Origin of the sequence: Adlercreutzia sp. ZJ176 (assembly GCF_011038975.1) — a bacterium.
Lineage (GTDB): Bacteria > Actinomycetota > Coriobacteriia > Coriobacteriales > Eggerthellaceae > CAAEEV01.
The window spans coordinates 17,466-42,290 of record NZ_JAAKEC010000009.1 but is presented as its reverse complement, the minus strand read 5'-3'; the positions used below and the strand labels follow the sequence as shown (position 1 = coordinate 42,290).

The 24,825-nt window shown below is 68.2% G+C and carries 23 protein-coding genes and 1 tRNA gene; 18 read left to right on the top strand and 6 right to left on the bottom strand.

The genetic code is table 11. The features are described 5' to 3' along the window. Nucleotides 1-55: 55 nt before the first annotated feature. The 4 genes from G7Y50_RS06085 (at nt 56) to G7Y50_RS06070 (ending at nt 3,930) form a co-directional block, all read left to right on the top strand. Complete coding sequence (locus tag G7Y50_RS06085; RefSeq protein ID WP_165053350.1) at nt 56-2,308, top strand: molybdopterin-dependent oxidoreductase; 2,253 nt, start codon at nt 56-58, stop codon at nt 2,306-2,308. 138 nt (nt 2,309-2,446) lie between these two features. Then, nucleotides 2,447-2,665: a DUF4332 domain-containing protein gene (locus tag G7Y50_RS06080; protein WP_165053353.1), complete on the top strand. Its 219-nt coding sequence runs from the start codon at nt 2,447-2,449 to the stop codon at nt 2,663-2,665. A 9-nt stretch (nt 2,666-2,674) separates the two neighbouring features. Beyond that, nucleotides 2,675-2,953, top strand: a complete 279-nt coding sequence (locus tag G7Y50_RS11935) for a hypothetical protein (RefSeq protein ID WP_206214783.1) — start codon at nt 2,675-2,677, stop codon at nt 2,951-2,953. 95 nt (nt 2,954-3,048) lie between these two features. Further along, complete coding sequence (locus G7Y50_RS06070; RefSeq protein ID WP_165056441.1) at nt 3,049-3,930, top strand: TetR/AcrR family transcriptional regulator; 882 nt, start codon at nt 3,049-3,051, stop codon at nt 3,928-3,930. A 286-nt stretch (nt 3,931-4,216) separates the two neighbouring features. Here G7Y50_RS06070 and G7Y50_RS06065 read toward each other — a convergent pair whose 3' ends face one another. The 4 genes from G7Y50_RS06065 to selA all read right to left on the bottom strand — a co-directional run bounded on the left by G7Y50_RS06065 (nt 4,217) and on the right by selA (nt 8,639). Then, nucleotides 4,217-4,774 (bottom strand): C-GCAxxG-C-C family protein, encoded by a 558-nt coding sequence (locus G7Y50_RS06065; protein ID WP_165056440.1) that lies wholly within the window; start codon nt 4,772-4,774, stop codon nt 4,217-4,219. A gap of 52 nt (nt 4,775-4,826) precedes the next feature. Beyond that, nucleotides 4,827-4,923: transfer RNA gene (locus G7Y50_RS06060), tRNA-Sec, on the bottom strand. A gap of 255 nt (nt 4,924-5,178) precedes the next feature. Next, a complete protein-coding gene (gene selB / locus G7Y50_RS06055) occupies nt 5,179-7,161 on the bottom strand; it encodes a selenocysteine-specific translation elongation factor (protein WP_165056439.1) in 1,983 nt (660 codons plus the stop codon). Then, entirely contained in the window at nt 7,158-8,639 is a 1,482-nt protein-coding gene (selA, locus tag G7Y50_RS06050; RefSeq protein WP_165056438.1) for an L-seryl-tRNA(Sec) selenium transferase, read from the bottom strand. The genes selB and selA overlap by 4 nt, the downstream gene beginning before the upstream one ends. A 671-nt stretch (nt 8,640-9,310) precedes the next feature. Here selA and G7Y50_RS06045 point away from each other — a divergent pair. From G7Y50_RS06045 to G7Y50_RS06000, 10 genes are all read left to right on the top strand, one after another. Then, a complete protein-coding gene (locus tag G7Y50_RS06045) occupies nt 9,311-9,790 on the top strand; it encodes a DUF3990 domain-containing protein (protein WP_165056437.1) in 480 nt (159 codons plus the stop codon). Next, nucleotides 9,790-10,041, top strand: a complete 252-nt coding sequence (locus tag G7Y50_RS06040) for a hypothetical protein (protein WP_165056436.1) — start codon at nt 9,790-9,792, stop codon at nt 10,039-10,041. The genes G7Y50_RS06045 and G7Y50_RS06040 overlap by 1 nt, the downstream gene beginning before the upstream one ends. After that, nucleotides 10,034-10,243 carry a DUF3791 domain-containing protein gene (locus tag G7Y50_RS06035; RefSeq protein ID WP_165056435.1) on the top strand — a complete coding sequence of 70 codons (210 nt, stop codon included), beginning with the start codon at nt 10,034-10,036 and terminating at the stop codon, nt 10,241-10,243. Before G7Y50_RS06040 ends, G7Y50_RS06035 begins: the two co-directional genes overlap by 8 nt. Nucleotides 10,244-11,091: 848 nt before the next feature. Further along, entirely contained in the window at nt 11,092-12,255 is a 1,164-nt protein-coding gene (yedE, locus tag G7Y50_RS06030; protein ID WP_165056434.1) for a YedE family putative selenium transporter, read from the top strand. A 56-nt stretch (nt 12,256-12,311) separates the two neighbouring features. Then, nucleotides 12,312-12,518, top strand: coding sequence for a sulfurtransferase TusA family protein (locus tag G7Y50_RS06025; protein WP_165056431.1), 207 nt, complete (start codon nt 12,312-12,314; stop codon nt 12,516-12,518). A 70-nt stretch (nt 12,519-12,588) separates the two neighbouring features. Then, nucleotides 12,589-12,849, top strand: coding sequence for a DUF3343 domain-containing protein (locus tag G7Y50_RS06020; RefSeq protein ID WP_165056429.1), 261 nt, complete (start codon nt 12,589-12,591; stop codon nt 12,847-12,849). Nucleotides 12,850-12,865: 16 nt separating this feature from the next. Then, on the top strand, nt 12,866-14,017 hold the full coding sequence (locus tag G7Y50_RS06015) for an aminotransferase class V-fold PLP-dependent enzyme (RefSeq protein ID WP_165056427.1): 1,152 nt from the start codon (nt 12,866-12,868) through the stop codon (nt 14,015-14,017). A 283-nt stretch (nt 14,018-14,300) separates the two neighbouring features. Next, the gene (locus G7Y50_RS06010) at nt 14,301-14,561 is read left to right on the top strand and encodes a DUF3343 domain-containing protein (protein WP_165056425.1); all 261 of its coding nucleotides are present in this window, start codon (nt 14,301-14,303) and stop codon (nt 14,559-14,561) included. Between the two features lie 54 nt (nt 14,562-14,615). Beyond that, entirely contained in the window at nt 14,616-15,239 is a 624-nt protein-coding gene (gene yedF, locus G7Y50_RS06005) for a sulfurtransferase-like selenium metabolism protein YedF (protein ID WP_165056423.1), read from the top strand. Nucleotides 15,240-15,495: 256 nt separating this feature from the next. Next, nucleotides 15,496-16,059, top strand: a complete 564-nt coding sequence (locus G7Y50_RS06000) for a TetR/AcrR family transcriptional regulator (RefSeq protein ID WP_165056421.1) — start codon at nt 15,496-15,498, stop codon at nt 16,057-16,059. Between the two features lie 141 nt (nt 16,060-16,200). On the opposite strand, the gene selD is transcribed toward G7Y50_RS06000, so the two are convergent. Further along, a complete protein-coding gene (selD, locus tag G7Y50_RS05995) occupies nt 16,201-17,277 on the bottom strand; it encodes a selenide, water dikinase SelD (RefSeq protein WP_165056419.1) in 1,077 nt (358 codons plus the stop codon). Nucleotides 17,278-18,069: 792 nt separating this feature from the next. Between selD and G7Y50_RS05990 the strand changes: the two genes are divergently transcribed. The 4 genes from G7Y50_RS05990 (at nt 18,070) to G7Y50_RS05975 (ending at nt 24,020) form a co-directional block, all read left to right on the top strand. Beyond that, nucleotides 18,070-21,276 (top strand): molybdopterin-dependent oxidoreductase, encoded by a 3,207-nt coding sequence (locus G7Y50_RS05990; RefSeq protein WP_165056417.1) that lies wholly within the window; start codon nt 18,070-18,072, stop codon nt 21,274-21,276. After that, complete coding sequence (locus G7Y50_RS05985) at nt 21,276-22,208, top strand: 4Fe-4S dicluster domain-containing protein (RefSeq protein WP_165056415.1); 933 nt, start codon at nt 21,276-21,278, stop codon at nt 22,206-22,208. The genes G7Y50_RS05990 and G7Y50_RS05985 overlap by 1 nt, the downstream gene beginning before the upstream one ends. Further along, a complete protein-coding gene (locus G7Y50_RS05980) occupies nt 22,201-22,962 on the top strand; it encodes a cytochrome b/b6 domain-containing protein (RefSeq protein WP_165056413.1) in 762 nt (253 codons plus the stop codon). Before G7Y50_RS05985 ends, G7Y50_RS05980 begins: the two co-directional genes overlap by 8 nt. A 164-nt stretch (nt 22,963-23,126) precedes the next feature. After that, nucleotides 23,127-24,020: a formate dehydrogenase accessory protein FdhE gene (locus G7Y50_RS05975; protein WP_165056411.1), complete on the top strand. Its 894-nt coding sequence runs from the start codon at nt 23,127-23,129 to the stop codon at nt 24,018-24,020. Between the two features lie 77 nt (nt 24,021-24,097). Here the strand turns inward: G7Y50_RS05975 and G7Y50_RS05970 are convergent, their stop codons facing one another. Beyond that, nucleotides 24,098-24,754 carry a hypothetical protein gene (locus tag G7Y50_RS05970; RefSeq protein WP_165056409.1) on the bottom strand — a complete coding sequence of 219 codons (657 nt, stop codon included), beginning with the start codon at nt 24,752-24,754 and terminating at the stop codon, nt 24,098-24,100. Nucleotides 24,755-24,825: the final 71 nt, after the last annotated feature.

The window sequence follows — 24,825 nt, the reverse complement described above, 5'->3', positions numbered from 1 at the left end:
TTTCGGTCTGCACCGACGGCGACCGCGGTCGGTATCCTATCAAAAGGAGAGAGTCATGGCTGAGAACGAGAACGTGGAAGTCTCTGGATGCGCTGATGAGAACGTGGAGGTCCTGAGGGCCGGCTGCTTCTTCTGCCACGTGCGCTGCGGCGTGCTGGTCACGAAGAAGGACGGGCGCATCGTCGACATCAAGGGCGACCCCGACTGCCCGCACAACAAGGGGTACGTGTGCTCGCGCCTGGAGAAGGGCCGCTTCCTCGACGGCTTCGTGTACAACGAGAACCGCCTGCGCCGCCCGCTCAAGCGCGTCGGCGAGCGCGGCGCCGGCCAGTGGGAGGAGATCACGTGGGACCAGGCGTTCGACGAGATCGCCGCGAAGCTGAGCTCCCTGCGCGACGAGTACGGCCCCGAGACGCTGGCCTTCACCGAGGGCACGGCGCGCACGTGGAGCTGGCTGCACTACAAGTTCACCAACCTGTTCGGCAGCCCGAACACCGGCGGCAACGGCACCATCTGCTACAGCTCTGACATGTGGCTCGAGCCCTGCACCTACGGCGGCTTCTGCTCGGACAAGTCCGACTGGGTGAACGCCGACCTGGTGGTCCTGTGGGGTCGGAACACCATCGCCTCCGAGCCGCTCCTGTGGCACTGGGTTGACACGAACCGCAAGGAGCGCGGCGCGAAGCTGCTGGTCATCGACCCGCGTTGCTCGGAAGTGGCCCAGCAGGCCGACCTGTGGCTGCAGATCCGCCCCGGCACCGACGCGGCGCTGGCGCTCGGCTTCATCAACGTCATCATCGCCGAGGACCTCTACGACCACGAGTTCGTGGACGAGTGGTGCATCGGCTTCGACGAGCTCGCCGCGCGCGCAGCCGAGTACCCGCCCGAGAAGGTCGCCGAGATCACGTGGATTCCCGCTGACAAGATCGTCCAGGCCGCGCGCATGTACGCCACCATCAAGCCGGCGTGTTTGCCGTGGGGCCAGAAGGGCGGCGACGCGAGCGGCATCAACGCCTCGAGCGCCATCCAGGCCAAGGCCATCCTGCGCGCCATCACGGGCAACCTCGACAAGAAGGGCGGCGATCAGCTGGCCCCGCCGTCGCGCTTCCCACCGGCGTTCTACGAGCACTACGCGCTTTCCCAGGAGCAGCGCGACAAGATGATCGGGAACGACCGCTTCCCGGGCCTCACGTTCAAGGGCTGGGACGTCATCTCGCAGGCGTACCCGTCGTTCTACCCGTACTCCAACGCGCCGCTTCTGTTCCGCGCCATGCGCGACGGCGACCCGTACCCGGTGCGCGCGCTCATCGTGCAGGCTGACAACCCGGTCATGGCGTTCTCCAACACGAAGCTCGTGGTCGAGGCGCTCATGAACCTCGACCTTCTGGTGGTGCATGACTACTTCATGACGCCCACCGGCGCCCTGGCCGACTACGTGCTGCCGGCGGCCACGTGGCTCGAGCGCCCCGACAACTGCTACGCGGTCATGAACCACCGCCCCATGTACTTCGGCGCGCAGGCGCGCGTGATCGACCGCTTCGAGGGCGGCGCCGACATCGACTTCCGCGACGACTACGAGTTCTTCTACGGCCTGGCCGTCCGCTTGGGGCAAAAGGACAAGTGGTGGGGCCCGAAGGCCGAGGACATGCTCGACTTCCAGCTGGCGCCCATGGGGCTCACGCATGAGAAGTTCTACAACGACGTGAAGTACATGGCCGGCCAGAAGAAGTTCGAGAAGTACAAGGAGCCCGGGTTCAAGTTCCTCACGCCGTCGGGCAAGGTGGAGCTCAAGTCGTCGGTGGTGGAGAAGCTCGCCGCGGAGACGGGCCTGCCGTTCGACCCGCTGCCGCACTTCGAGTACCCGGCGGCCAGCGTGGAGAACCATCCCGAGTGGGCAGGCGAGTATCCGCTCGTCATGATCACGGGCGCGCGCTTCATGCCGTTCTACCACTCCGAGCACCGCCAGCCGGGGCCGTACCGCGACTTGCATCCCGACCCCATCTTCGACATCCACCCGTCGACGGCGGTTGACCTGGATATCTGCGACGGCGACTGGTGCTGGATCGAGACGCACATGGGCCGCATCAAGCAGCGCGCGCGCAAGACCTCCAGCGTGGACCCGCGCGTCATCAGCGTGCAGCATGACTGGTGGTTCCCCGAGAAGGAGGAGGCGTACCCGTCGCTGTTCGGCGCCTTCGAGTCGAACGCCAACGTGCTTCTGGACGACGACCCCAACTCGCTCGACCAGCTCATCGGCGCGTGGCAGCAGACGGGCGTCGCCGTGAAGGTGTACCGCTGCGAGGACTAGGATCGCTTGAGCTTCGGTTGACGAGCGAGAACGAGGCGAGCGCGCCCGAGCTTGGGCCTTCGGGCGCCCTGGGTGCTCCGGGTGCTCCAGGTGCTCTGGGCGCGCTCGCAGAGCCGATTCGAGGAAAGGATGGCCGCCATGGCTGCCGAACTGGACAAGCTGTTTGGAATCACCCCCGAGGGCATCGAGAAGCTGAACGAGCAGGGCATTGCCACCATCGAGGAGTTCTACGAGGTTGCCAAGCACGTCGACTCGCGCGGGGAGCTGGCGGAGAAGACGGGCCTCGACCCGTTCAAACTCGAGGAGTGGTCCTCGACGGCGGGGAACTTCATCCTGATGACCAACTGCGAGTGGTAGGAGACTTCCATGTGCTTCCGACCTCCTGAGGCCGCGGCAGGCGAGATCGTGTGCCCCGGCTGCTATATCGTCGTCATGCCCAACCCCGACGGCACGTGCCCTGAGTGCGGGGCCATGATGCGCCCGCCGGCAGGCGTCGCGCGTCCGGGCGCTCCAGGTGCGCCGGCGGCCCCGGGTGCGCCGGGCATGCCGGCGGCCCCGGCTGCCCCGGGCGCCCCGGGCGTGCCTGCGGCCCCGGGCGCTCCGGTGCCGCCGCCCGCGCCCCGATCACCGCAGGGTGAGGAATAGACGACGCAGCGTCTTCGGCCGGCGCGCTCGTTCTGACGGGCGCGCCTGCTTTGGCGGGCGCCGCGCGGGTGCTTACCGAGAGACAGGGGGGCGCTGTGGTTCGAAGAAACGTTGAGGCGAAGCTGAGCTTGGCGGAGTCGTTCGCCGAGCTCGCGGAAGCGATGCCGCTTGACCGCATCACCGTCAACATGGTTGTCGACCAGCTGGGCAAGCATCGCAAGACGTTCTACTACCACTTCTCCGACAAGAGCCAGCTCGTCGTCTGGCTGTTCCGCTACGAGCTCGCTTGCAAGCTGGAGAAGACGTTCGAGTCCGGCCAGCTGGTGTACGAGGCGTCGGACGACCGATACGCGGCGTTTCCCTACTACGTGCGCAACGTGGACGAGGACGGCCGCATCTACAACGCGCTGTTCTTCGACGCGGCGTACAGCTGTTTCGAGCGCCGTCGCGCGTACTATCGCAACGTGCTCTCGTCGCTGGGGCCGGGGACGCTCGAGCACTACCTGCTTGAGCTGTACCGCCCTGCCCTGACTGACGACATCCGCTACCTGATCGACCGCGAGCTGGCGAAGTGCAGCGCCATCTCGCGCGAGAGCCTGCGCATGCGCATCGACCGAGGAAGCTCGGTCGCCTTCCTCGCGGACTTCTTCACGGGCGCGTTCATATCGCGCTACATCCAGCGTCTGAACTACGCGCCGATCGGGCGCACCGCCGAGCAGGTCTCGCCGTTCGAGAACGTGATCCACGACTCGCTCGGCTGGATCATCCGTCAGGAGGTCGCGCGGGTCTCCTCGGCGCTCGACGACGTGAGGCTTTCGGCGGCGGACTCGGAGGGCTCGACGGGTTTGGGGAGTCCGGCGGAGGCGGCGGGCTTGACGGAAGCGGGGAGTCCGGCGGAGGCGGCGGACTCGGAAGGTTCGGTGGACTCGGAAGGTCCGACATGCGCGGCGGGCCTGGCGGAAGCGGCGGGACGCTGACCGAGGAACGTGTAGCAGGACGGGCAGCTGACGGCGCCGGGCTCCACGGGCGCGCCGCAGGCAGGGCAGAGCCCGTCATCGGCGGCCTGCCCTGCGGCGCTCATGCAGGCGCCGCACATGACGCATGGTATGCACATGACCCCTCCTCCTCGCGCGGGCGTGTCCTTGCGGTCAAGCTTACGCGCTTTCTCGCATGTGCGCTATCCACGTGCCGTGATGTGGGCATGGCGCTGGTCTGAGCCTGCGCGTGGGCTCAGGCGTCAGCTTCGCGTTGACGTCTGCGCGCTTATGCCAGGTTGTGCTTCTGGAGGGACTCGAAGAGCAGCCGCGCGCCGCTCTCCAGGTAGGCGTCGCAGCGGTGCGGGGCGGGCACGCTGCTGAGCTCCTTCAGCTCGCGGCAGCAGGTGGTGCCGTGCGCGGCGCGAAACGCCTCCGTGAACTCCTTCGCCACTTCGTAGGTGTGCTCCTTGGTGGTGCGCTGGGCGCTTCCGTCGCTCGCGCACGCGCTGATGACGGCCACGCCGGCCGACACCACGCCGCAGGTTTCGGCGTTGCCGCCCATGCCCGCGCCGAACCCCTCCATCATGCGGAAGAGCGTGTCCTCGTCTACGGGCGTGAAGCGGGAGAACGCGCAGGCGACCGACTGCGCGCAGTTGTGCCGCCGCTCGTGGCGCGCGAGCACCTCGGATGTGAGCGCGCGAGCCGAGGGCTCGGCGAGGTCGGCGGACGGGGCGTGATCGGAGGGCTCGGTTTGCTTGGTGAGTGGGGCGCATTCGGCAGGCTCGGCTTGCCTGGCGGGCTCGACGGCTCCGGCAGGTCTGGCGGCTTCGTTGGGGTGGGGCATGGCGATCCTCGCGTGGACTCAGGCAGCGTGCGTGCTGCGGGCTTGCGGATGCTGGCGGAGACGTGTGCGAATCGAACACACCCGAGACGTTCTGCGCGTCTCACAACGGCTTTGAAGGCCGCGGGAGCCACCAGGCCCCATCCGTCTCCCCGTGACGTGCGGTCGGGCGCTCGCGTTGCGCGCCTGCGCCCGCTTGCCCGAACCCTGTCGATAATAGCGCGGAATGCGCCTGCGCTGCGTGGAAATCGCCTTCCAGTCGACGGCGCGCGGCGAGTGTTCGACAGGCGCGAGTGGCTCGGGCGCTGCGGGCTCCGCGCGCGTTCTGCCCCGCCCCGTGCCTGCTGTGGGCGGCTCGGGCGCTGCGGGCTGCGAGTCTCCGCTCTGCCTCGCTTCGCGTCCGCCCGCTACACCAGCGTGCGGAGGTCGCCTGCGCGGCGGGTCACGCCGGTGTTGTCGAGCAGCTCGAGCAGGGGCATGGCGAACTTGCGCGAGACGCCCATGGCCTCCTTGAGGTCAGCGGCGGTTGACGGCCCGTGCGCGCTGATGTGGGCGACGACCGCCTCCCGGCAGCGCTCGATCGCGCCGGCGGCGTAGCAGCGGCTGGCGTCGACGCGCACGATGCGCCCCTCGCGCTCGAGCGCCGTGGCGGCCTTGCGGGCGATCGCCGGGTCGATTCCCAGGTCGGAGGCGATGCTCTCCAACTCGGGCGGGGTGACGCCCGCCTCGACGAGCGCCTGCTCCAAGGTGTCTGCGGCGCGCTTCTCGGCGGCGCGTGCCCCCGCACCTGCCCGGGGGTGGCTCACCTCGCCGTCGGCGTGGGCTGCGATGCCGCGCCGCTCCGCCTCGTCGAGCAGCGCGCCGAAGCACCCGGCGTCGGCGAGGTGAGCCACCTGCTGGCGCAGCGCCTCCTTGGAAAGCCCCGTGGCCTGCGGGTTCGCCGTGTGGAAGTTCAGCAGCGCCCGCTCCATGCGTGCGAGCGTCTTCTGCACGAGCGCGCTTGGCGCGTACCGCGCGGGCCGCGCGCCGAGCACGGCGACGCCTCCCGCCTCGTGCAGGTGCGCAAGGCTCGCGCGCACCTGCTCCTCGTCAAGCCCGCAGGCGCGCGCGACATCGTCGGCCGTCTCGGGGAGCGCGGCCAGCTTGAGGTGCGCCCCCACGGCCGCGTCCACGTCGCCTTCGGCCAGCGCCTCGAGCAGGACGTGCTCCTCGGGTGCGAGGTTGGTGCGCCGGCGCGGGTGCGGGCTGAGGACCGTGCCGCCGCCGATGACGTGCACGGGGGAGTACGAGCGCACGACGAACTGGTCGCCGTAGGCCACAGGGAGCGGCTCTTCAAGCCTGATCTGCGTAAACGCGTGCTCTCCCGAGTTCATGGACGCGGCGCCGTCCATGAGCAGCACGCGCCCGAGGACCTCGCGCGTGCCGTGCGCCACGTGGACGCGCGCGCCGGTCTTGAGCGGGCGGCCGAACGCGAGCGGGTCGAGGTAGGTGAACGCGGCGTCGAAGCGGTCCGATGTGCTCGCCGCCTGCGGCGCGCACAGAAAGTCGCCGGGGCGCACGTCATCGGTGGAGAGCCCCGCGAGGCTCGCGGCCACGCGGTTGCCCGCCGCGGCCTGCTCGCACGCGATGCCGTGCATTTGCACCGATCGCACGCGGGTGGCGCGGCCCGAGGGCAGGACGCTCAGCGCGTCGCCTTCCGAAAGCGTGCCGCTCCACAGCGTTCCCGTGACCACGGTGCCGAAGCCTTTCACGGTGAACACGCGGTCGACGGGCAGGCGCGCGGGCCCCGCCCCCTTGGTGCGCTGCGCATGGCGGCACGCTTCGTCGAGCGCGGCGCGCAGCTCGTCGAGCCCCTCGCCCGTGCGGCTCGACACGCCTATGACGGGCGCGTTCGCAAACGGGCCGCTGGCCAGGCGCGACCTCACCTCGTCCTCCATGAACGCGCGCCACTCCTCGTCAACCAGGTCGACCTTGGTGAGCGCCACCACGGCGGTGCGCACGCCGAGGATCTCGAGCACGGCCATGTGCTCGACGGTCTGCGGCATGATGCCGTCGTCGGCGGCGATCACGAGCAGCGCCACGTCGACGCCGGTGGCGCCTGCCACCATGTGGCGCACGAACTTCTCGTGCCCGGGGACGTCGACCACGCCCAGGGCGCGTCCGCTCGGAAGCTTGAGCTGGGCGAATCCCAGCTCGATGGTGATGCCGCGGCGCTTCTCCTCGGCCAGGCGGTCGGGGTCGGTGCCGGTGAGGGCGCGCACGAGCGACGACTTGCCATGGTCGATGTGCCCGGCGGTGCCCAGGATCAGGGAGGGCGCGGGTGAGGGCGAGGGCGAAGGCGAAGGGGAGGGCGAGGACGGAGGCGTGGTTGAGGGCTGCGCGGCGCTCATAAGGCGCTCCTCTCGTCGCCTGCGTGCGCGACGTGCGCGAAGTAGGCTGCCAGCGCGCGCGTGATCTCGCCGACCTCGCCCTCGCCGAGGATGGTGCGCGCGTCGAACAGGAGCGCCTCCTGGTGGATGCGCGCGATGATGGGCACGGGGTTAACCCTGACCAGGTACTCCTCGCATTCCTGCGCGCTGCCGCGCGCGAAGCCCAGGCGCACGGCGTAGGTGTCGATGTCGCGCATGGGCAGCGCCCCGCCGCCCGCGCGGCTGATCTCGGGGACCACCGCCACGTCGGCGCAGCCTTCCGGCAGCACGGCGCGCATGCGGGCCGCAAGCGCGCAGGCGCGCTCGCGCACCTGCTCGGCGGGCGCCTCGAGCATGCGCAGCGTGGGGATCTCGGCGCGCGCCAGCTCGGGGTCGAGGTAGAGGCGCAGCGTGGCCTCGAGCGCGGCGAGCGTCATCTTGTCGAGGCGCAGCGCGCGGGCGAGCGGGTTTCTCTTCAGGCGCCCGATGAGCTCGGCCGACCCGACGACGATGCCCGCCTGCGGGCCGCCGAGGAGCTTGTCGCCTGAGAACGACACGAGGTCGCATCCCGCCGCGAGCGAGGCGCCCACGGTCGGCTCGGCGTGCTCGCCGAGGCTGCGCATCTCGAGCAGCGCGCCCGAGCCGAGGTCTTCGTACACCAGGATGCCGGGCGCGGAGGCGTCGCGCGTGCGGCGCGCGGACGTGGCGGCGTCGGCGATGCGGCGCAGCTCGCGGGCGCTCACGCTCTCGGTGAAGCCGATCATGCGGTAGTTCGACGTGTGCACCTTGAGCAGCATGGCGGTGTCGTCGCTGATGGCGCGCTCGTAGTCGAACGCATGCGTCTTGTTCGTGGTGCCCACCTCGCGCATGCGCGCGCGGGAGAGCTCCATGATGTCGGGGATGCGGAACGATCCGCCGATCTCCACCAGCTCGCCGCGCGACACGACGGCCTCGTGCCCGGCGGCGAACTCGGAGAGCACCATCATGACGGCCGCGGCGTTGTTGTTCACCGCGATGGCCGCCTCGGCGCCGGTGAGCTCGCAGATGAGCTGCTCGCAGTGGGCGTGGCGGCTCCCGCGGCACATGCCCTCCGTGTCGTACTCGAGCGTGGAGTAGCCGCGCGCCACCTCGGTCACGGCTGCCACGGCGCTCTCGGCGAGCACGCTGCGCCCGAGGTTGGTGTGCACGATCACACCCGAGGCGTTCACCACGTGGCGCAGAGACGGCATGAGCATGCGCTCGGCGAGCGTGCGCGCCTGCGCGGCCACGGCGTCGACGGCGACGTCGGCCTCGCGCCCCGCGCGCAGGTCAGCCCGCGCGCAGCTCACCGCCTCGCGCACCGCGCCCAGAAGCGCCGCGTGGGGGAGCACGGCGCGCATGTGGTCGAGCAGCGAGCTCGCCAGGACGTCGTCGACGCTCGGAAGGCTCCGAAGCCGCTCGTTGAGGGAAGAGGTGGTCATAGGTGCTCCGTTCGCTGCTTGAGGGTTCCGCGCCAAGGCTCTGGGCGCAAGGGCGCGCACCCGACGCCGCGCGGGGTTTTGCGCGACGTCGGGAAACATCGAATTCTGAGTATACCCGTATGGGGAAATCGTCAGGGGCCTTTACGGCAAAAACGGCAGTTTATCGCGGAAGCGGCGCGAGCGGCGAAAGGGCTGGCAGGCGTCAGGGTCCGGCAGATGCCAAGGATTGACAGGAGGCAGGGCTCGGCGGGCGACAAGGGCCGGCGAGCAGCGGCGCTCGACAGATGACAAGGCTCGGCGGGCGACAAGGGCTGGCGAGCAGCGGCGCTCGACAGGCGGCAGGGCCTGGCAAGCACCGATAACGGCGTCTTTTCATCCACCCCGCACCAAAACGTGGATGAAACAAGGCCGTTATCGGTGGTCTAGCCTCTTGAAACCGCCGATAACGGGCCCTTTTCATCCACTTTCGCCGGGAAACCGCCGATATTGGGATGTTTCCATCCAGAATTTTCCTAAGGTGGATGAAAAGGCACCGTTGTCGGTGTCGTGAGTGATTCAGGGCTGCGGGAGGGGGATTGCAGACGCGAGCCCGATAGGAGCTATAATGGCGAAAAGCGACAGGCGCTTCTGACGGGAGGATGCGAAGACCGAAGCGAGGAGGCGAGCTCGGCATGGAGCTTTATCACGGGAGCAACGTTGAGGTGCGAAACCCCAAGCTTCTAAAATCGGATAGACGTCTCGACTTCGGGGCGGGGTTCTACTTGACGAGCAGCTATGACCAAGCCGCTCGGTGGGCGGTTCTCACCGCGAAAAGGCGCGGCAAGGGGATTCCCACGGTTTCGTCGTTTGAGTTCGATGAATCACGTCTGCCTGAGTTGAGCGTTCTGCGTTTCGAGGACGCTACGGTGGATTGGCTCAAATTCGTCGGCGATAATAGGTTCGGGCGCATTAAGTCAGATAATTGGGATATTGCGATAGGCCCCGTGGCAAACGATGCCACCATGCCGGTCTTGAGTCTCTTCTTCGCCGAGGTGTACACGGAAGAAGAAACGATACGCCGCTTGCTTCCGCAAAACCTCAAGGATCAGTATGCGTTCAAAACTCAAAGAGCAATCGACTTGCTGAGGTTTCGTGAGGTGGTGAGGGCGTGATGGGCATTCGGTCGCACATTAACAGCTACTATGACAATGCAGTGGTGGGGCGTATCGTCGAGAAGTATGGCATTGCGCCCATGGAGGCGCTGGAGTCGTATCTGCACTCTGAGGCGTATCGGATGTACCTTGACCCTGAGCTCGAGATGCTGGAGTTCTCCCCTGCGGGGATTTTCGATATGTGGGAAAGCGAGCAAGTCACAGGTGATCCGCGCAACTCCCTTTACATAAGGAGGGATGAGTGTGCCTAACGAAATGGAGTTCTTCATCTTCCTTCTTGAGAAATACGCGGAGGAGAAGGGCGTGACCGCGACGAGCGCATTCGACCAGTGGGATGCTCATGGCATTACGCAGGAGATATACGACAACTACGAGATGTACCACAGCGAGCGCATCGAGAACGCCTTCGAGGATATCGACAGCCTGCTGACGACGGGAAAGCACGCGTGGTAGAGCATCCGGCGGCGGTCGACAGGGGGGCAAGACTCGGCGGGCGACAAGGGCCGGCGAGCAGCGGCGCTCGGCAGATGACAAGGCTCGGCGGGCGGCAAGGGCTGGCGAGCAGCGGCGCTCGACAGGTGGCAGGGTCCGTCAAGTACCGATAACGACATCTTTTCATCCACCACGCACCAAAACGTGGATGAAACAAGGTCGTTATCGGTGGTCTAGCCCCTTGAAACCGCCGATAACGGGCCCTTTTCATCCACTTTTGCCGGGAAACCGCCGATATCGGGATGTTTCCATCCAGAATTTCCTGAGGTGGATGAAAAGGCACCGTTGTCGGTGTCGTGGGTGATGCAGGGCTGAGGGAAGGGTATTGTATGGTTCGGCGTGCTTTGCGCGCTCCCTCTGGGCGCGCGATTCGGGCCGATGGGCGCCTTGCACGCTTGTCGCGCGCTTTCGGACGTGCTTATAGTAGGGGAGTCGCGAGGCGGGCTGTATTCTGCGCTGCCCGTCGCTTCTGCTCATAGGCGACGCTTCCCATATGGCTCCGAAGGGAGCCTGCGCATGCGGCTATTCTGCTTGCGGCTCTTGAAGAGAGCCCGTGGACGTGGCTGCTCCGCTTGCGACTTCGAGAAGAGCCCGCAGGCGCGGCTGCTCCGCTTGCGGTTTCGGGAAGAGCCCGCGGACGCTGCTCTGCATGCGGCTCCGAGGGGAGCCCGCGGGCGCGGTTCTGCTTGCGCCCGTCTTTTTTCTGCACCGTTTTCCCAGTTAGGACCTCCTGCGACGCTTTCGCCGCGCCGCATGACGTGCGCGTGGCAAAGGCGTCTTGCAGGGACGTTTTTCGAAAGAAGGAACTTGTGGACCTGTTCACTCAGAAGAAGGGGCTCGCGCTCGTGGGCCTCATCGTCGGCGTGGGGCTGGCGATCCTGGCGTTTCTCGGCAACCCGTCGAACATGGCGCTGTGCGCCGCCTGCTTCATCCGCGACATGGCCGGCTCGCTCAAGCTGCACACCGCCGCCCCCGTGCAGTACTTCCGTCCCGAGATCGTGGGCCTGGTGGTGGGCTCGTTCTTGATCGCGGTGGCCACGCGCGAGTACCGCTCGACGGCGGGGTCGTCGCCCATGACGCGCTTCGTGCTCGGCTTCATCATGATGATCGGCGCGCTCGTGTTTCTGGGCTGCCCGCTGCGCATGGTCATCCGCATGGCGGCAGGCGACCTGAACGCGTGGGTGGGCCTCGTCGGCTTCGTGCTCGGCGTGGCCACCGGCGCGCTCTTCCTGAAGCGCGGCTTCTCGCTCGGGCGCGAGTATGACACCAACAAGGCGGCTGGCGCAGTGCTGCCCCTCCTGCTCATCGTGGGCCTCGTGATCAGCGTCGCCACGACCGTGTTCGTCGTGAGCGAGACGGGCCCCGGCTCCAAGCACGCGCCGTGGCTCGCGGCCCTCGTCGTCGCGCTCGTGGTGGGCGCGCTGGCGCAGAAGGCGCGCATCTGCTTCGCGAGCGGCCTGCGCAACGCGTTCCTCGTGCGCGACTTCGAGATGCTTCTGCCCATCGCGGGCATGTTCGTGGTCATGGTGATCTACAACCTGGCCACGGGCAACTTCAAGCTGAGCTTCGACGGCCAGCCCATCGCGCACTCCCAGCACCTGTGGAACATCCTCGGCCTGTACGCCGTGGGCCTCGGCGCGGTGCTCGCCGGCGGCTGCCCGCTGCGCCAGATGATCCTGGCCGGCCAGGGCTCGTGCGACGGCGCCGTCACCTTCCTCGGCATGCTGGTGGGCGCTGCGTTCGCCCACAACTTCGGTTTGGCGGGCGCGGCAGCGGCGGCGGCCACGGCCGAGACCGCCGCGGTGGCGGGCGGCCCGGCCTTCGCCGGCCAGCTGGTGCTCGTGTGCGGCATCGTCGTGCTGCTCGTGATCGGCGCGGCCAACGTGCGCAGGCAGAAGGCCGCCGCATCGGCGCCTGCTGCGGCGAAGGCTCCGGCGCTCGACGCCGACGAGGCCGCTCCGGCGGCCAACTAGCGCGAAGCGCGTGGAAATGACAGGTGGGCGCGTGCGCCCGGCGAGAAAGGAATATCATGATCGAAGTAGATGCCCGCGGGCTTTCCTGCCCCGAGCCCATGCTGATGGCCACCGACGCTGTGCGCTCCTCGAACGGCGAGGAAGTGCGCGTGCTCGTGAGCTCGGCCACGGCGCGCGACAACGTGAGGAACGTGGCGCGGAAGGCCAAGCGCGAGGCCGTGGTCGAGGAGCTCGGCGCCGACTTCGCGATCACCATCAAGTAGCGAGGGCGGGCGAAGGTAGGCGAAGGCGAGAGGCGAGGGCAGGCGAAGGCGAGAGGAGGCGGGCAGCGGAATGGGGAAGGCGACGCCGCACGTCGTAGCGACGTTCTACACGACCACGGCGGCGCTCGCCATGCAGAAGGCGGGCGTGCGGCACGGCCTGCGCGGGCGGCTCGCCCCCATCCCGCGCCAGCTCTCCGCGGGCTGCGGCTTCGCGTGGCGCGAGCCGGCCGAGGGCGGCGCGGAGGTCGCATCTGCGGCCGCCGACGCCGTGCGCGCCGTTCTCGAAGCCGAGGGGATCGAGGCTGAGGGCGTGGTGCTGCTCGACCTGTGAGACGAGGATGACGACGATGATCTACTTTGACAACGCGGCGACCACCTTGCAGAAGCCGCCCGAGGTGGCCCGCGCGGTGACGGCGGCGCTCTCGTCGTTCGGCGGCGTGGGGCGCGGCGTGCACCCGGCCTCCCTGGCCGCGGGGCTCGCCGTGTACGAGGCGCGCGACGCGGTGGCGAGCCTGCTCGGCGCGCCGGGCGCCGACCGCGTGGCGTTCGCGGCGAACGCCACGGCGGTCCTGAACATCGCCATCCGCGGGCTTCTGCCGCAAGGCGGCGTGGCGGTGACCACGGCGGCGTCGCACAACTCGGTGCTGCGCCCGCTGTTCGCCGCGCGCGACGAGCGCGGCTGCGAGGTGCGCGTGGCGCCGCATGACGCGCGCGGGTCGCTCGACTACGCCGCGCTCGAGCGTTTGGTGCGTGGCGCTGATCTCGTGGTGCTCACGCACGCTTCGAACCTCACGGGGGACGTGTACGACGCCGCGCGCGTCGCGCACGTTGTGCACGAGGCCGGCGCGCGTGTGATCCTCGACGCGGCGCAGACCGCCGGCGCGCTTCCCGTCGACATGGCGGCGCTCGGCGTGGACGTCCTGTGCTTCACGGGCCACAAGAGCCTGATGGGGCCGCAGGGCACGGGCGGTCTGTGCGTGGCCGCGGGCACCGACGTGCCGCCGCTTCTGGAGGGCGGCTCGGGCACGCACAGCTTCGACGAGCGCCACCCGCGCTTCATGCCCGAGTCCCTCGAGGCGGGCACGCTCAACGCGCACGGCCTGGCGGGCCTGGCGGCGGGCGTGGCGTACCTGCAGGCGCGCGGCATGGCCGACGTGGCCGCGCACGAGGCGTGCCTCGTGCAGCGCCTGCGCGCGGGCCTCGTGCGCATGCCGGGCGTGCGCGTGCTCGGCGGCGGGGAGGCTGCGGGGCATTGCGGCATCGTGGCGCTCAACGTGGGCGAGGCCGACTCGGCCCTCGTGGCCGACCGCCTGGCGACCGAGTGGGGCATCTGCACGCGCGCGGGCGCCCACTGCGCGCCGCTCATGCACCGCGCGCTCGGCACCGAGTCCCAGGGCGCCGTGCGCGTGAGCTTCGGCGCCTTCAACACCGAGGAGGAAGTGGACGCGTGCCTGGAGGCCCTGGAGGTGATCGCGCATGACGTATCGCGTGGGCGTTGACATCGGCTCGACGGCGGCGAAGGGCAGGTCGACACGCGCATAGCGGCCTTCGTCGAAATGCTGTAGGCTGGTGCGAAGCAAGGCCGGTGCGAGGGAAGCGCGGGCTGACGCGTGGCGAAGGGGCGCGGGCGGCCGCGCAGCGGAAGCTCAGCGGGGGCCAGCGGAGGCTCAGCGTGGGCCAGCGCAAGCCAGCCCCGGGCCAGCGGAAGCCGGTCCCAGGCCAGCAGCAGGAAGCAGCAGGAAGCAGCAGGAAGCAGCAGGAAGCGGAAGGGAAGAGGGTTTCGTGTCAACGTACGTGATCGCATTCGAGTCGACCCATGCGGCCATGGCGGCGTCAAAGACGCTCGCCTCGGGCAGCGTGGACTTCCAGACCATCCCCGTGCCCACGGCGATCAGCGCGGGCTGCGGCATCGCCGTGAAGTTCGACGCGCCCGACCCCGAGGAGGTGCTCGCGCGCATCTTCGGCGCGAAGCGCGACACGGGCCTGGCCTCCCTCTACCGCGCCGCCGGTGACAAGACCTACGAGCGCGTCTGCGCCCTGTAGCCAAGGATGCGGCGGGCCATCGCCCGCGCGCCGTGAAGGAAAGGAAGCTCAACCATGACCAAGATTCTCGACGGGTTCGGCAAGCCCTGCCCCATGCCGCTCGTGATGGCGAAGAAGGAGATCGACGCGGGCTGCCACGACCTGGCCGTCCAGGTTGACAACGAGACGGCGGTGAAGAACCTCACGCGCCTGGGGAAGAAGACCGGCCTTGCGGTGGCGTGCGACGTCATCGAGGGCGGCTGGCTCATGACGTTCTCCGAGGGCGACGGCACCGCTCCCGCCGAGCCCGACCTGGCCGCGGCCATCTCAGCGGGCTCGGCCTGCTCCGTGGGCGGCGGCTGCGGATACGCGGTGTTCGTGGGGAAGGACCACGTGGGCGAAGGCGACGGCGAGCTCGGCTACAATCTCATGAAGATGGCGCTCTACACGCTCTCCGAGAGCGACGAGGTGCCGGCGAGCCTGCTGTTCATGAACTCCGGCGTGAAGCTCGTGGCGGGTGACGAGCAGCAGATCATCGACAGCGTGCACGCGCTCGAGGAGAAGGGCACCGAAGTGCTCGTGTGCGGCACCTGCCTCGACTTCTACGGCGTGAAGGAGAGCCTGAAGGCCGGAGAGGTGTCCAACATGTACGACATCCTGGGACGCATGCAGGAGGCGGCGAAGGTCATCACGCTGTAGCGTTCCGACCACCCCGCCGGCGCAAGGCTGACGGGGCGCGTCCCGCTTTTCCGTCGTCTTGCGCGCGCTCGGCTTGAGGCGGGAAGGCGGGTGGCGCGTCTGCGTGAGCGGCGCGCAGAGCAGACCGAGCGGCAGCGGGCGGTGCGTGAGAGGCGCGCTGCCCGAGGTAGCTCCGATGGAAACATCTTTCTAAATTTACGCGTATTTGCCCCAACGTATAATCGCACGCTGTGAGAAGGGAAGCTGGTGAGAGTTCGTGGGTAAGTACGAGGACATGAGAGACGCGGCGTTGGCCATCATGAGCGAGAGCGGCATTCGCGCGCTCACGCTTCCTCTTCTGTTTGAGCGCGCGCATACGGGCGCGGGTACGTTCTACCATTACTTCAAGGATCGCGAGGACCTGATCGAGGCGGTGTTCGTCTACTGCTACAACGTGGCGGTGTGCGAGCTGGCCGACAAGGACGACCCCGCGGCCCCCACGCGCCAGCGCTTCGACGACCTGTGCAAGCACATGTACCACGCCTACGTGGCCTACCCCCAGGAGCTGAACTTCCTGTACTGGCACACCTTCGGCTACGTCGAGCCCGATGTGAACTACTGCCGCGTGATCCCGTCGGTCATGCTGCTCACGGGCATCATCGACTCCGCGCAGAAGGAGGGGCTCGTGCGCACCGACGTGGCGCCGTCGGTCATGGCGCGCGTGGTGCGCGGCATGGTGGCGAGCGTGTTCTGGGGATACGAGCGCGACGCCTACGTGATGGACGAGAGCGCTGCCGAGCGCTTCGCGGCGAGCGCCTGGCGCGCCATCGAGGAGTTCTAGCGCCTGCGACTGCTGTGGTGGCGTGCCCGCGCGGCGGCCTGCGGCATCCGCTTGGCTCGCGTCTGCCGTCCCGCAGCGGTTGCGGCGGCGCGCGTTCGCCGTCCCGCGGCGCTTGAGACGGCGCGCCTTGGGCGGCGCGCCCTAATCTGAGAACGCGATCTTGCAGGCAGCGTCTTCCACCACGCGCCCGATCTTCCAGGGGGCCCGCCCGCTCTCGCGTGCGAACGCCGCCTCGAACTCCGCGGCGCGCTCGGGCGGCACGGCCGCCAGGATCCCGCCTGAGGTCTGCGGGTCGCAGATCACCGCCATGCGGTTGTCGAACTCGTCATCGTCGAGCCCGCCCTGGGCGACGAACGGCGCGGCGTAGTCCATGATCGAGAACGTGCGGTTCGGGCGGCAGTACGCGCACGACAGCCCCCATGCGCCCTCGAACAGGGGCAGCGCGTCCCAGTCGAGCACGGCGCCGACGTGGCTCGCCTCGAGCATCTCGTGCAGGTGCCCGGCCAGGCCGAACCCCGTCACGTCGGTGGCCGCGTGCGCGCCCGCCTCGAGCATGGCCGTGCCGCCGGCGCGGTTGAGCTCCTTCATCGACGCGATGACCGGCGCAAACGTCGCGGCGTCCACCTCGCCGATCTTGTACGCGGCGCTCACGAGCCCCACGCCGAGCGGCTTGGTGAGGTAGAGCACGTCGCCGGCGCGCGCGCCCTCGTTGCGCACGATGCGCGCGGGGTTCACGGTGCCGAACACGCACAGGCCGTACTTCGGCTCGGGGTCGTCCACCGAGTGCCCGCCTACGATGAGCGCGCCCGCCTCGGCCGCGGCGTCGGCGCCGCCCGCGAGCACCTCGCGCGCCACGGCGTTGCCGAGCGCGCAGTCGAGCGCGAGCACGTTCAGGGCGCACACGGGGGTCGCCCCCATGGCGAACACGTCTGAGAGCGCGTTGGCTGCGGCGATGCGCCCGAAGTCGTACGGGTCGTCCACCAAGGGCGTGAGGAAATCCACCGTGAGCACGGCAGCCACCTCGTCGCTCAGGCGGAGCACCGCCGCGTCGTCGCTCGTCTCGAAGCCGAGCAGCAGGTTGCGCGCGAAGGGGGAGCTATCGTTCGCGCCGCTCAAGATGGGCGCGAGTATGTCGGCGAGGTCGCCCGGACCCCACTTCGCCGCTCAACCGCCCTTCGACGTCAGCTCGGTGAGGCGAACGCGCTCCTTCTCGCTCACGGCACCCTCCTTTCGCATTGCTCGCATCGCCCCATTATAGGCCAACCCCCGCTTGCGCGTCTGCGTGCGCAGCCCTGCGCCGTCCCGCGTGTTGCAGCTCCACCCCCGCTTTCGCGTCTGCGCGTGCGCGGCAGTCCCACGTCGTCCCAAGTGAGGCGCCCGCCGCGAAAGTGCTCAGCGCTGGCGCACTTGCTTTCAACGCCACGAGGTTTGGGCGATCCCGCGCATTATGACGCGGACACGCGCGCTTGAGATCACCTCTCAATGTCGTACCGTGCGGTTGGTTGTCCTTGTGTGTCATCCTGAGCGGAGCGCCCGCAGGGCGCGGAGCCGAAGGATCTGGTCGCGCGCGGGCTGCGCATGCGGGCGCGCCGTGCCCGGGGCCAGATCCTTCGACTCGCTTCGCTCGCTCAGGATGACATGGGGAGAGGCTGCTCGCCCGGGGCTGCGCGTGCGGGCGCGTCGTGCCTGGGGCCAGATCCTTCGACTCGCTTCGCTCGCTCAGGATGACATGAGGAGAGGCTGCTCGCCCGGGGTGGCGCATGCGGGCGCGCCACGCCCGGGGCCAGATCCTTCGACTCGCTTCGCTCGCTCAGGACGACACGGTACGGGCGGGGCACCTGCGGCCCCGCTCTTGGCAATTCCTGCCTGAAGAATAATTCCAGTGAAGGTTTTGTGAACAAGCTGGTATGTTCACGAAGGAGATCTGGGGCCGCAAGGCTCGCCGCTTCGGCGCGCCCTGGGCTTCGGGTCAAAGGAGGAAAGCGAGAAGAGGAAAGGAGTGGGTAGCTCATGCAACTGACACGCAGAGGCTTCTTCAAGAGCGTCGGCGCCGCGTTCGCAGCGACAGCGGCCTTCGAGGTCGCGGCAGCGTCTCCGGCCCTGGCTGTTGAGACGTCCAAAGAGTGGAAGCTCGTGAACACCGAGGAGCACACGAGCATCTGCTGCTACTGCGCAGGCGGATGCGGATCGTTGTGCTCGGTGCGCGACGGCGAGCTCGTCAACCTCGAGGGCGACCCCGACCACCCCATCAACAAGGGCGGCCTGTGCCCGAAGGGCGCCTCGATGTTCCAGCTGCGCAACATCGTGGACCCGGAAACACGCGAGGTCATCAAGAACCCCGAGCGCGTGACCAAGCCCATGGTGCGCCGTCCCGGCGGCAAGGACTGGGAGCCCATCACATGGGAGGACGCGATCAAGGAGATCGCGCGCAAGGTGAAGGACACGCGTGACGCCACCTTCATCGAGAACGAAGGCGGCATGACCGTCAACTGGACCCCCGGCATCGCAAGCCTGGGCGGTTCGCAGGAGAATTCCGAGGAAGAGTACCTCATCTTGAAGATGATGCGCTCGCTTGGTGTCGTTGCGATCGACAACCAAGCCCGTGTTTGACACGGCCCCACTGTCGCCGGTCTGGCGGCATCATTCGGTCGCGGCTCCATGACGAGCCATTGGTGCGACTTCCAAAACACCGACGTGATCCTGCACTGCGGGTCGAACTCCGTCGAGAACCACCCCGTGAGCTCCAAGTGGCTGAACAAGGCGCATGAGCGCGGGGCGAAGTGGATCGTGGTCGATCCGCGCTACACCCGTACTGCCGAGATGGCCGACATCTACTGCCCCATTCGCTCGGGCACGGACATCGCGTTCTACGGCGGCATGTACCACTACATCATCGAAAACCTGATCGAGCCGAACCTGGCCGACTACCTGGCGGGCAAGGAAGTTCCCGTCTATAACTTCGAGTACCTGCTCAACTACACCAACGCGAGCTACCTGCTCGACCCCGAGTACTCCTTCGACGTCGAGTCGGGCCTGTTCTCCGGCTACGACGAGGCGACTAAGACCTACTCCAACCACTCCTGGCACTACCAGACCGAGTCCGAGGAGCAGTGGGACACCGCGGGCGACTACGCTTGGGCCGTGGCGCCGGGCGTACCCGAGTTCACCACCCCCACGCTGCAGCACCCGAAGCGCGACATGACGCTGCAGGACCCGATGTGCGTGTACCAGCAGTTCAAGAAGCACTACTCCCGCTACGACATCGAGACCGTGTGCAGCGTCTGCGGCATGGACCGTCAGACGCTCGAGCTCGTCTACGAGACGTATACGGCCTCCGCGGCGCCGGGCAAGGCGGGCATGATCCTGTACGCCCTCGGCCAGACGCAGCACACCTACGGCGCCCAGAACACGCGCGCCATGTCGGTCATGCAGCTGCTCCTGGGCAACATCGGCGTGCCCGGCGGCGGCGTGAACGCGCTGCGCGGCGAGCCGAACGTCCAGGGCGCCACCGACATGGGCATGATGGTGAACGAGCACCCCGCGTACCTCAAGTGGGCCAACACCACCGACCGCTCGTCTTTGCGCAAGTGGCTCGAGTCCCAGACGTACTCGGACGGCTACTACACCAACAAGCCCAAGTTCATCGTGTCGTCGCTCAAGGAGTGGTTCGGCGAGAACGCCACCGTGGAGAACGACTACGGCTACGACTGGTGGCCGAAGGTCCCCTCCAAGAAGACCGACCAGGACTACACGCACATCTCCACGTTCGAGCTCATGAGCCAGGGCGTCATCAAGGGCTACTTCAACTGGGGCATGAACCCCTGCCACTCGGCCCCGAACGCGTCCAACGTGCGCCGCGCCATGGCCAACCTCGACTGGCTCGTGGTGGCCGACCAGGTGGCCACCGAGTCCGCCACCTTCTGGAAGGCGCCGGACATGAGCCCCGAGGAGATCAACACCACGGTGTACTTCCTGCCGTGCGCGCTCATCTACGAGAAGCCGGGCGTCATCCTGAACTCCGGCCGCTGGCTGCAGTACCGCTACCAGGCCGTCGAGCCGTGGGACGAGGCCAAGCCCGACTACGAGATGTGCGACCTGCTGTGGACCGAGATCTGCAGGCTCTACGAGGCCGAGGGCGGCGCGAACCCCGACCCGATCCTCAAGACCAAGTGGGACTACTACATCGACGGCAAGATCGACCCGCGCCCCGTGGCATGGGCCCTCAACGGCTATCGCGTGGCGAGCTCCGACTTCGCCGACGAGAAGGTCGACCTGCTCTCCGGCTACTCCGAGATGGCCGCTGACGGCTCCACGGCATGTGCCATGTGGATCTACTCCGGCTTCTGGAACAACAGCGACGCTCCGCTCGACCCGGCCGCCCAGCCCATCGGGCGCCGCGACAACGACGACAAGTCGGGCCTCGGCCTGTACTCGAACTGGGCGTTCAGCTGGCCCTCGAACCGCCGCATCCTGTACAACCGCAACTCGGCTGACATGAACGGCAAGCCGTGGGCTGCCGACAAGAAGCTCGTCGAGTGGACGGGGGCGAAGTGGGACCTGGTGGACCAGGCCGACTTCGTGGCTGCCAAGAACGGCACGCCCGTGCCGCCCAACAACAAGACGTTCTTCATGCTCTGGGAGCAGAACGGCCGTCTGGAGAGCTACGGCATGGAAGACGGCCCCGTACCCGAGTTCTACGAGCCCTTCGAGAGCCCGGTTGAGAAGAACCTGCTCAACGGCGCGCTGTCCTCGCCGTGCATGCGCTTCGCCGAGTACGAGTCCACCAAGCACGGCGACGCCTCCGACTACCCGATCGTGGCCACCACCTACTCGGTGACCGAGCATTGGCAGACCGGCGGCCAGTCGCGCGCCTGCCCCGCGCTCGTGGAGGCCATGCCCGCCCAGTTCGTCGAGATCTCCGAGGAGCTGGCGGCTGAGAAGAGCATCAAGCCGGGCGACAAGGTGCGCGTGTTCAACAACCGCGGCTCGGTCGTGGTTGACGCGGTGATCACCAAGCGCCTGAAGCCGATGCGCGTCCACGGCGTGACCCAGCACCTGGTGGGCCTCACGCACCACTACAGCTGGGCCGGCGTGTTCGGCACCGAGGCTGCCACCGTGAACGACCTCACCCCGAACGTGGGCGACCCCAACTCGTTCACGCCGGAGTACAAGGCGTTCCTGGTTGACATCGAGAGGGCGATAGGGGGTGCGAAGTAATGGCGGAGAAAGCTATCCTGTTTGACACGTCCCGCTGCACGGGGTGCCACGCTTGCCAGATCGCGTGCAAGTGCTGGAACAACCTGCCCTCGCCCACGGGGCTGAACGAGAACAAGTTCTCGGGCACCCATCAGAACCCGCCTGACCTGAACGGCCAGACGCGCCTGATCATGACGTACCACGAGTCCGAGGGCACGCTGCCCACCAAGACCGTCCAGTGGGCGTTCGGGCGCCGCGCCTGCCAGCACTGCACCGACGCGCCGTGCGCGAGCATCTGCCCGGCGGGCGCCATCTGCAAGGACGAGGCCACCGGCATGGTGACCACGGACAACTCCAAGTGCGTGGCCTGCCAGTACTGCTCGACGGCCTGCCCCTTCGACGTGCCGCGCTACGACGGCGTGCAGGGCACCATCAACAAGTGCACGGGCTGCGTCGACCGCATCGAGCAGGGCATGCCCCCGGCCTGCGTGACCACGTGCCAGCCCGAGGCGCTCGCCTTCGGCGACCGCGACGAGATGCTGGCCGAGGCCGAGAAGCGCCTTGAGATGCTCAAGCAGCGCGGCTACGAGAACGCCGTCATCTACGGCGCCGAGGAGATGGGCGGCCTGCACGTCATCCAGGTGCTCAAGTACGGCGTTGAGGCGCATGGCCAGGTGGCCAACCCGACGGTGAGCCCGGTGACCACGCTCACCAACCTCATGAAGCCGGTCACGGGCGTGGTGTCGGGCGTCACGGTGCTCGGCCTGGCCGCCATGTTCGGCCTGGCTGCCGGCTACAAGCGCGACAAGGTGGTGTACAACGCCGAGACCGAGGACACGATCAGCCTCATCACGGGCGACGTCGTGAAGCACGGCGACGGCCAGGACACCACGTCGGTGAAGGACCACATCTTGGAGAACCTTCCCGGCAAGAAGGGAGGCGACCATGAGTAACGTGCATGTTCAGGTTACCCCCGAGCAGGCCGCGAAGGACGAGCGGTTCCTGGAAGCTCGCGAGCAGAAGGGCACTGAGCGCTACATCGTCCGCCACTCCAAGCAGGCGCGCATCACGCACGGCGTCACCATCATCGCGTGCATCCTGCTGTGCGTCACGGGCCTGTTCGTGTTCGTGCCGCCGCTGTCCCAGGCGGTCGGCGCGGACGTGGTGTTCGTCATCCGCATGGCCCATCGCGTGATCGGCGTGGTGTTCGTGGCAGTGCCGCTCGTCAGCGCCATCATGGCGCCGAAGGGCGTGGCCCACATCTTCAAGAACCTCTTCGCCAAGTGGGATGCCGACGACAAGAAGTGGATGATCCTGTTCTTCCCCTACCTGTTCATGGCGAAGTGGATCCACATGCCCGACCAGAGCGAGGTCAAGTCCGGCCAGCGCTTCGCTGACGGCATGCTGTGGTTCGCGGGCGCGCTCATGGGCGTCACGGGCGTCGTGATGCTTCTGGGCTCCACCGTGTTCGACCTGGACGGTGGCGTGTACGCCGTCATGCTGCTTCTGCACGACATCGGGTTCTTCCTGGTCGCCGTGTTCGGCATGGCCCACATCTTCCTGGGCGCGGGCATCTTCCAGCCCTACCGCGGCACCCACCGGCTCATGTTCGGCGACGGCCTCGTCTCCGAGTCCGACGCCCTGTACCACTGGGGCCACTGGGCGCGCGAGGAGATCGCAAGCGGCAAGAACGTCATCGAGAAGTAGGCGGCGCGCTGCTCCCGCCCGTCCCTTCGGGGGCGGGCGGGGCGCCTGCCTGCGCGGTTGTGCTGCCCTCTTTATCCCTGCTTGAATGTGCTGCTGCAAGCCCCATGGGCCTTGGGAGAAGACGCACGGGGTTCGCAAGCAGACTATGACGAAGGAACGGTTCCATGAATCTGAAGCTCATCGACGCGGCGATCGCCGCGTACGCCGACAAGCTCGACGACGCCGACGCGGCGCGCCTGGCGTTCTTCCGCGCGCTGTGGGACGTGCAGGCGGCCTGCGCGGCCGAGGCGCCCGCCCCGGTTGCCTGGGAGGCGCCGGCGCCGTCTGACATACGCGCCGCCTACGAGGACGCCCGCCCCGTGCTGGGCATCGCGCCCGTCGTCGTCGACGCTGACGCGCTCGCCGCGGCGCTCGGCAAGCTCGCGGGCGTGTTCGCCGACGCAGGCGGCTTCCCCGACAGCGTGGTCGCGGCGTTTGCGCGCGTGAAGTGGGACCGCGTGGTGCGTGCGAGCGACCTTGCGCTCGCAGGGTCGGACCCGAGCGCGTGGCTTGCCGACTTCGCGGCCGTGCTCGCCGACGACGGCATGGCTGAGGACCAGGCGCACCTCGGCGCCCTGGCGGCGTCTCTGGCGCTCAAGGTGCAGCTCGAGCGCCCGGCGCAGGCCGCCCTCGGCGCGCTGCGCGCCGCCGGCGCCGCCGAGCCGCACCCGCTTCTGTGCCCGGTGTGTGGCAGCGCGCCGCACCTGGCGCACGTCGGTGGGACCACCTCGTCGGCGGGGCGCGGGCGCGTGCTCGTGTGCCCCCAGTGCGCGGCATCGTGGGAGTTCGAGCGCGTGCGCTGTGCGCGCTGCGGCACGCGCAACCAGGCGCACCTGCACTTCTTCAACGTCGAGGGAGACGACGCGCACCGCCTGGCCACGTGCGACGAGTGCGGCGGCTACATCCGCACGCTGTACTCCGAGGACGCCCTGGCGCCTTGCTCCTACGAGGTCGAGGACGTGGTGATGGCCCGCCTCGACGCCATCGCGCAGGATCCGGGCAGGGAAGGGGAGCGCTAGCGGTTTCCGTTTTGCGGACGAGGGGTCGCGGGCGCAGGCGGCGGCCGCGGCTGCAGGGCTTACGCGCGAGCTGCGCGCTAGGCGCGGGTGTCGCTCACGTGCTGGCAGGCGTCGCCGTAGAGCGTGTAGCCGTCGGAGGCCGTTATCTCGTTCCCGTACACGGGGTCGAGCGCGACGAAGTTGCCCAGCGTGAGGTTGTCGGGGTCGTACGCGTCCTTGAAGCCGATGAGGCAGATCCAGTGCTCGCCCCACGAGCCGGCCACGTGGACGACGGTCGGGCGCCCGGCGGATATCTCGTCGTAGGCCTCTCGCAGCAGCGCGGCGTCGGATCCGAGGCTGCGGAACGACGAGTTCCCGCCGCCCCAGCGGGGCCACGTGCAGCAGCCGCAGCCGTAGAAGGAGTGGTCGGTGGCCTGCCCGGTGATGATGGCGTCGCCGTAGGCGCAGGCGTAGCCGGGGCAGCAGATCATGTGGCCGTCAGCCACCTGGTTGCCTATCTGGGCGATGACGGCGGGGTCGTAGGGAAGCGTGCGGTTGGCCTTGAGGTCGGCCTGCGCCTGGGTGACCTTCGCGGCAACCTCGCGTGCGATGGCGGGCACGGCGAGCGCGCCTGACGGTCCTTCGGCGGCGAGGGCTGGCGCGGGCGCTGCTGCCAGGGAGAACGCCGCGAGCGATGCGGCGAGGGCGGCGGCTGCGAGGGGTCGCGCGAGGCGTTCGAATACGCGTTGGGGCACGTGAAAGCGTCCTTTCCCGGCCGCGTTGGGTACGTTTGGCGTGGATGCGGCCGCGGAAGAGGTTACCAAAG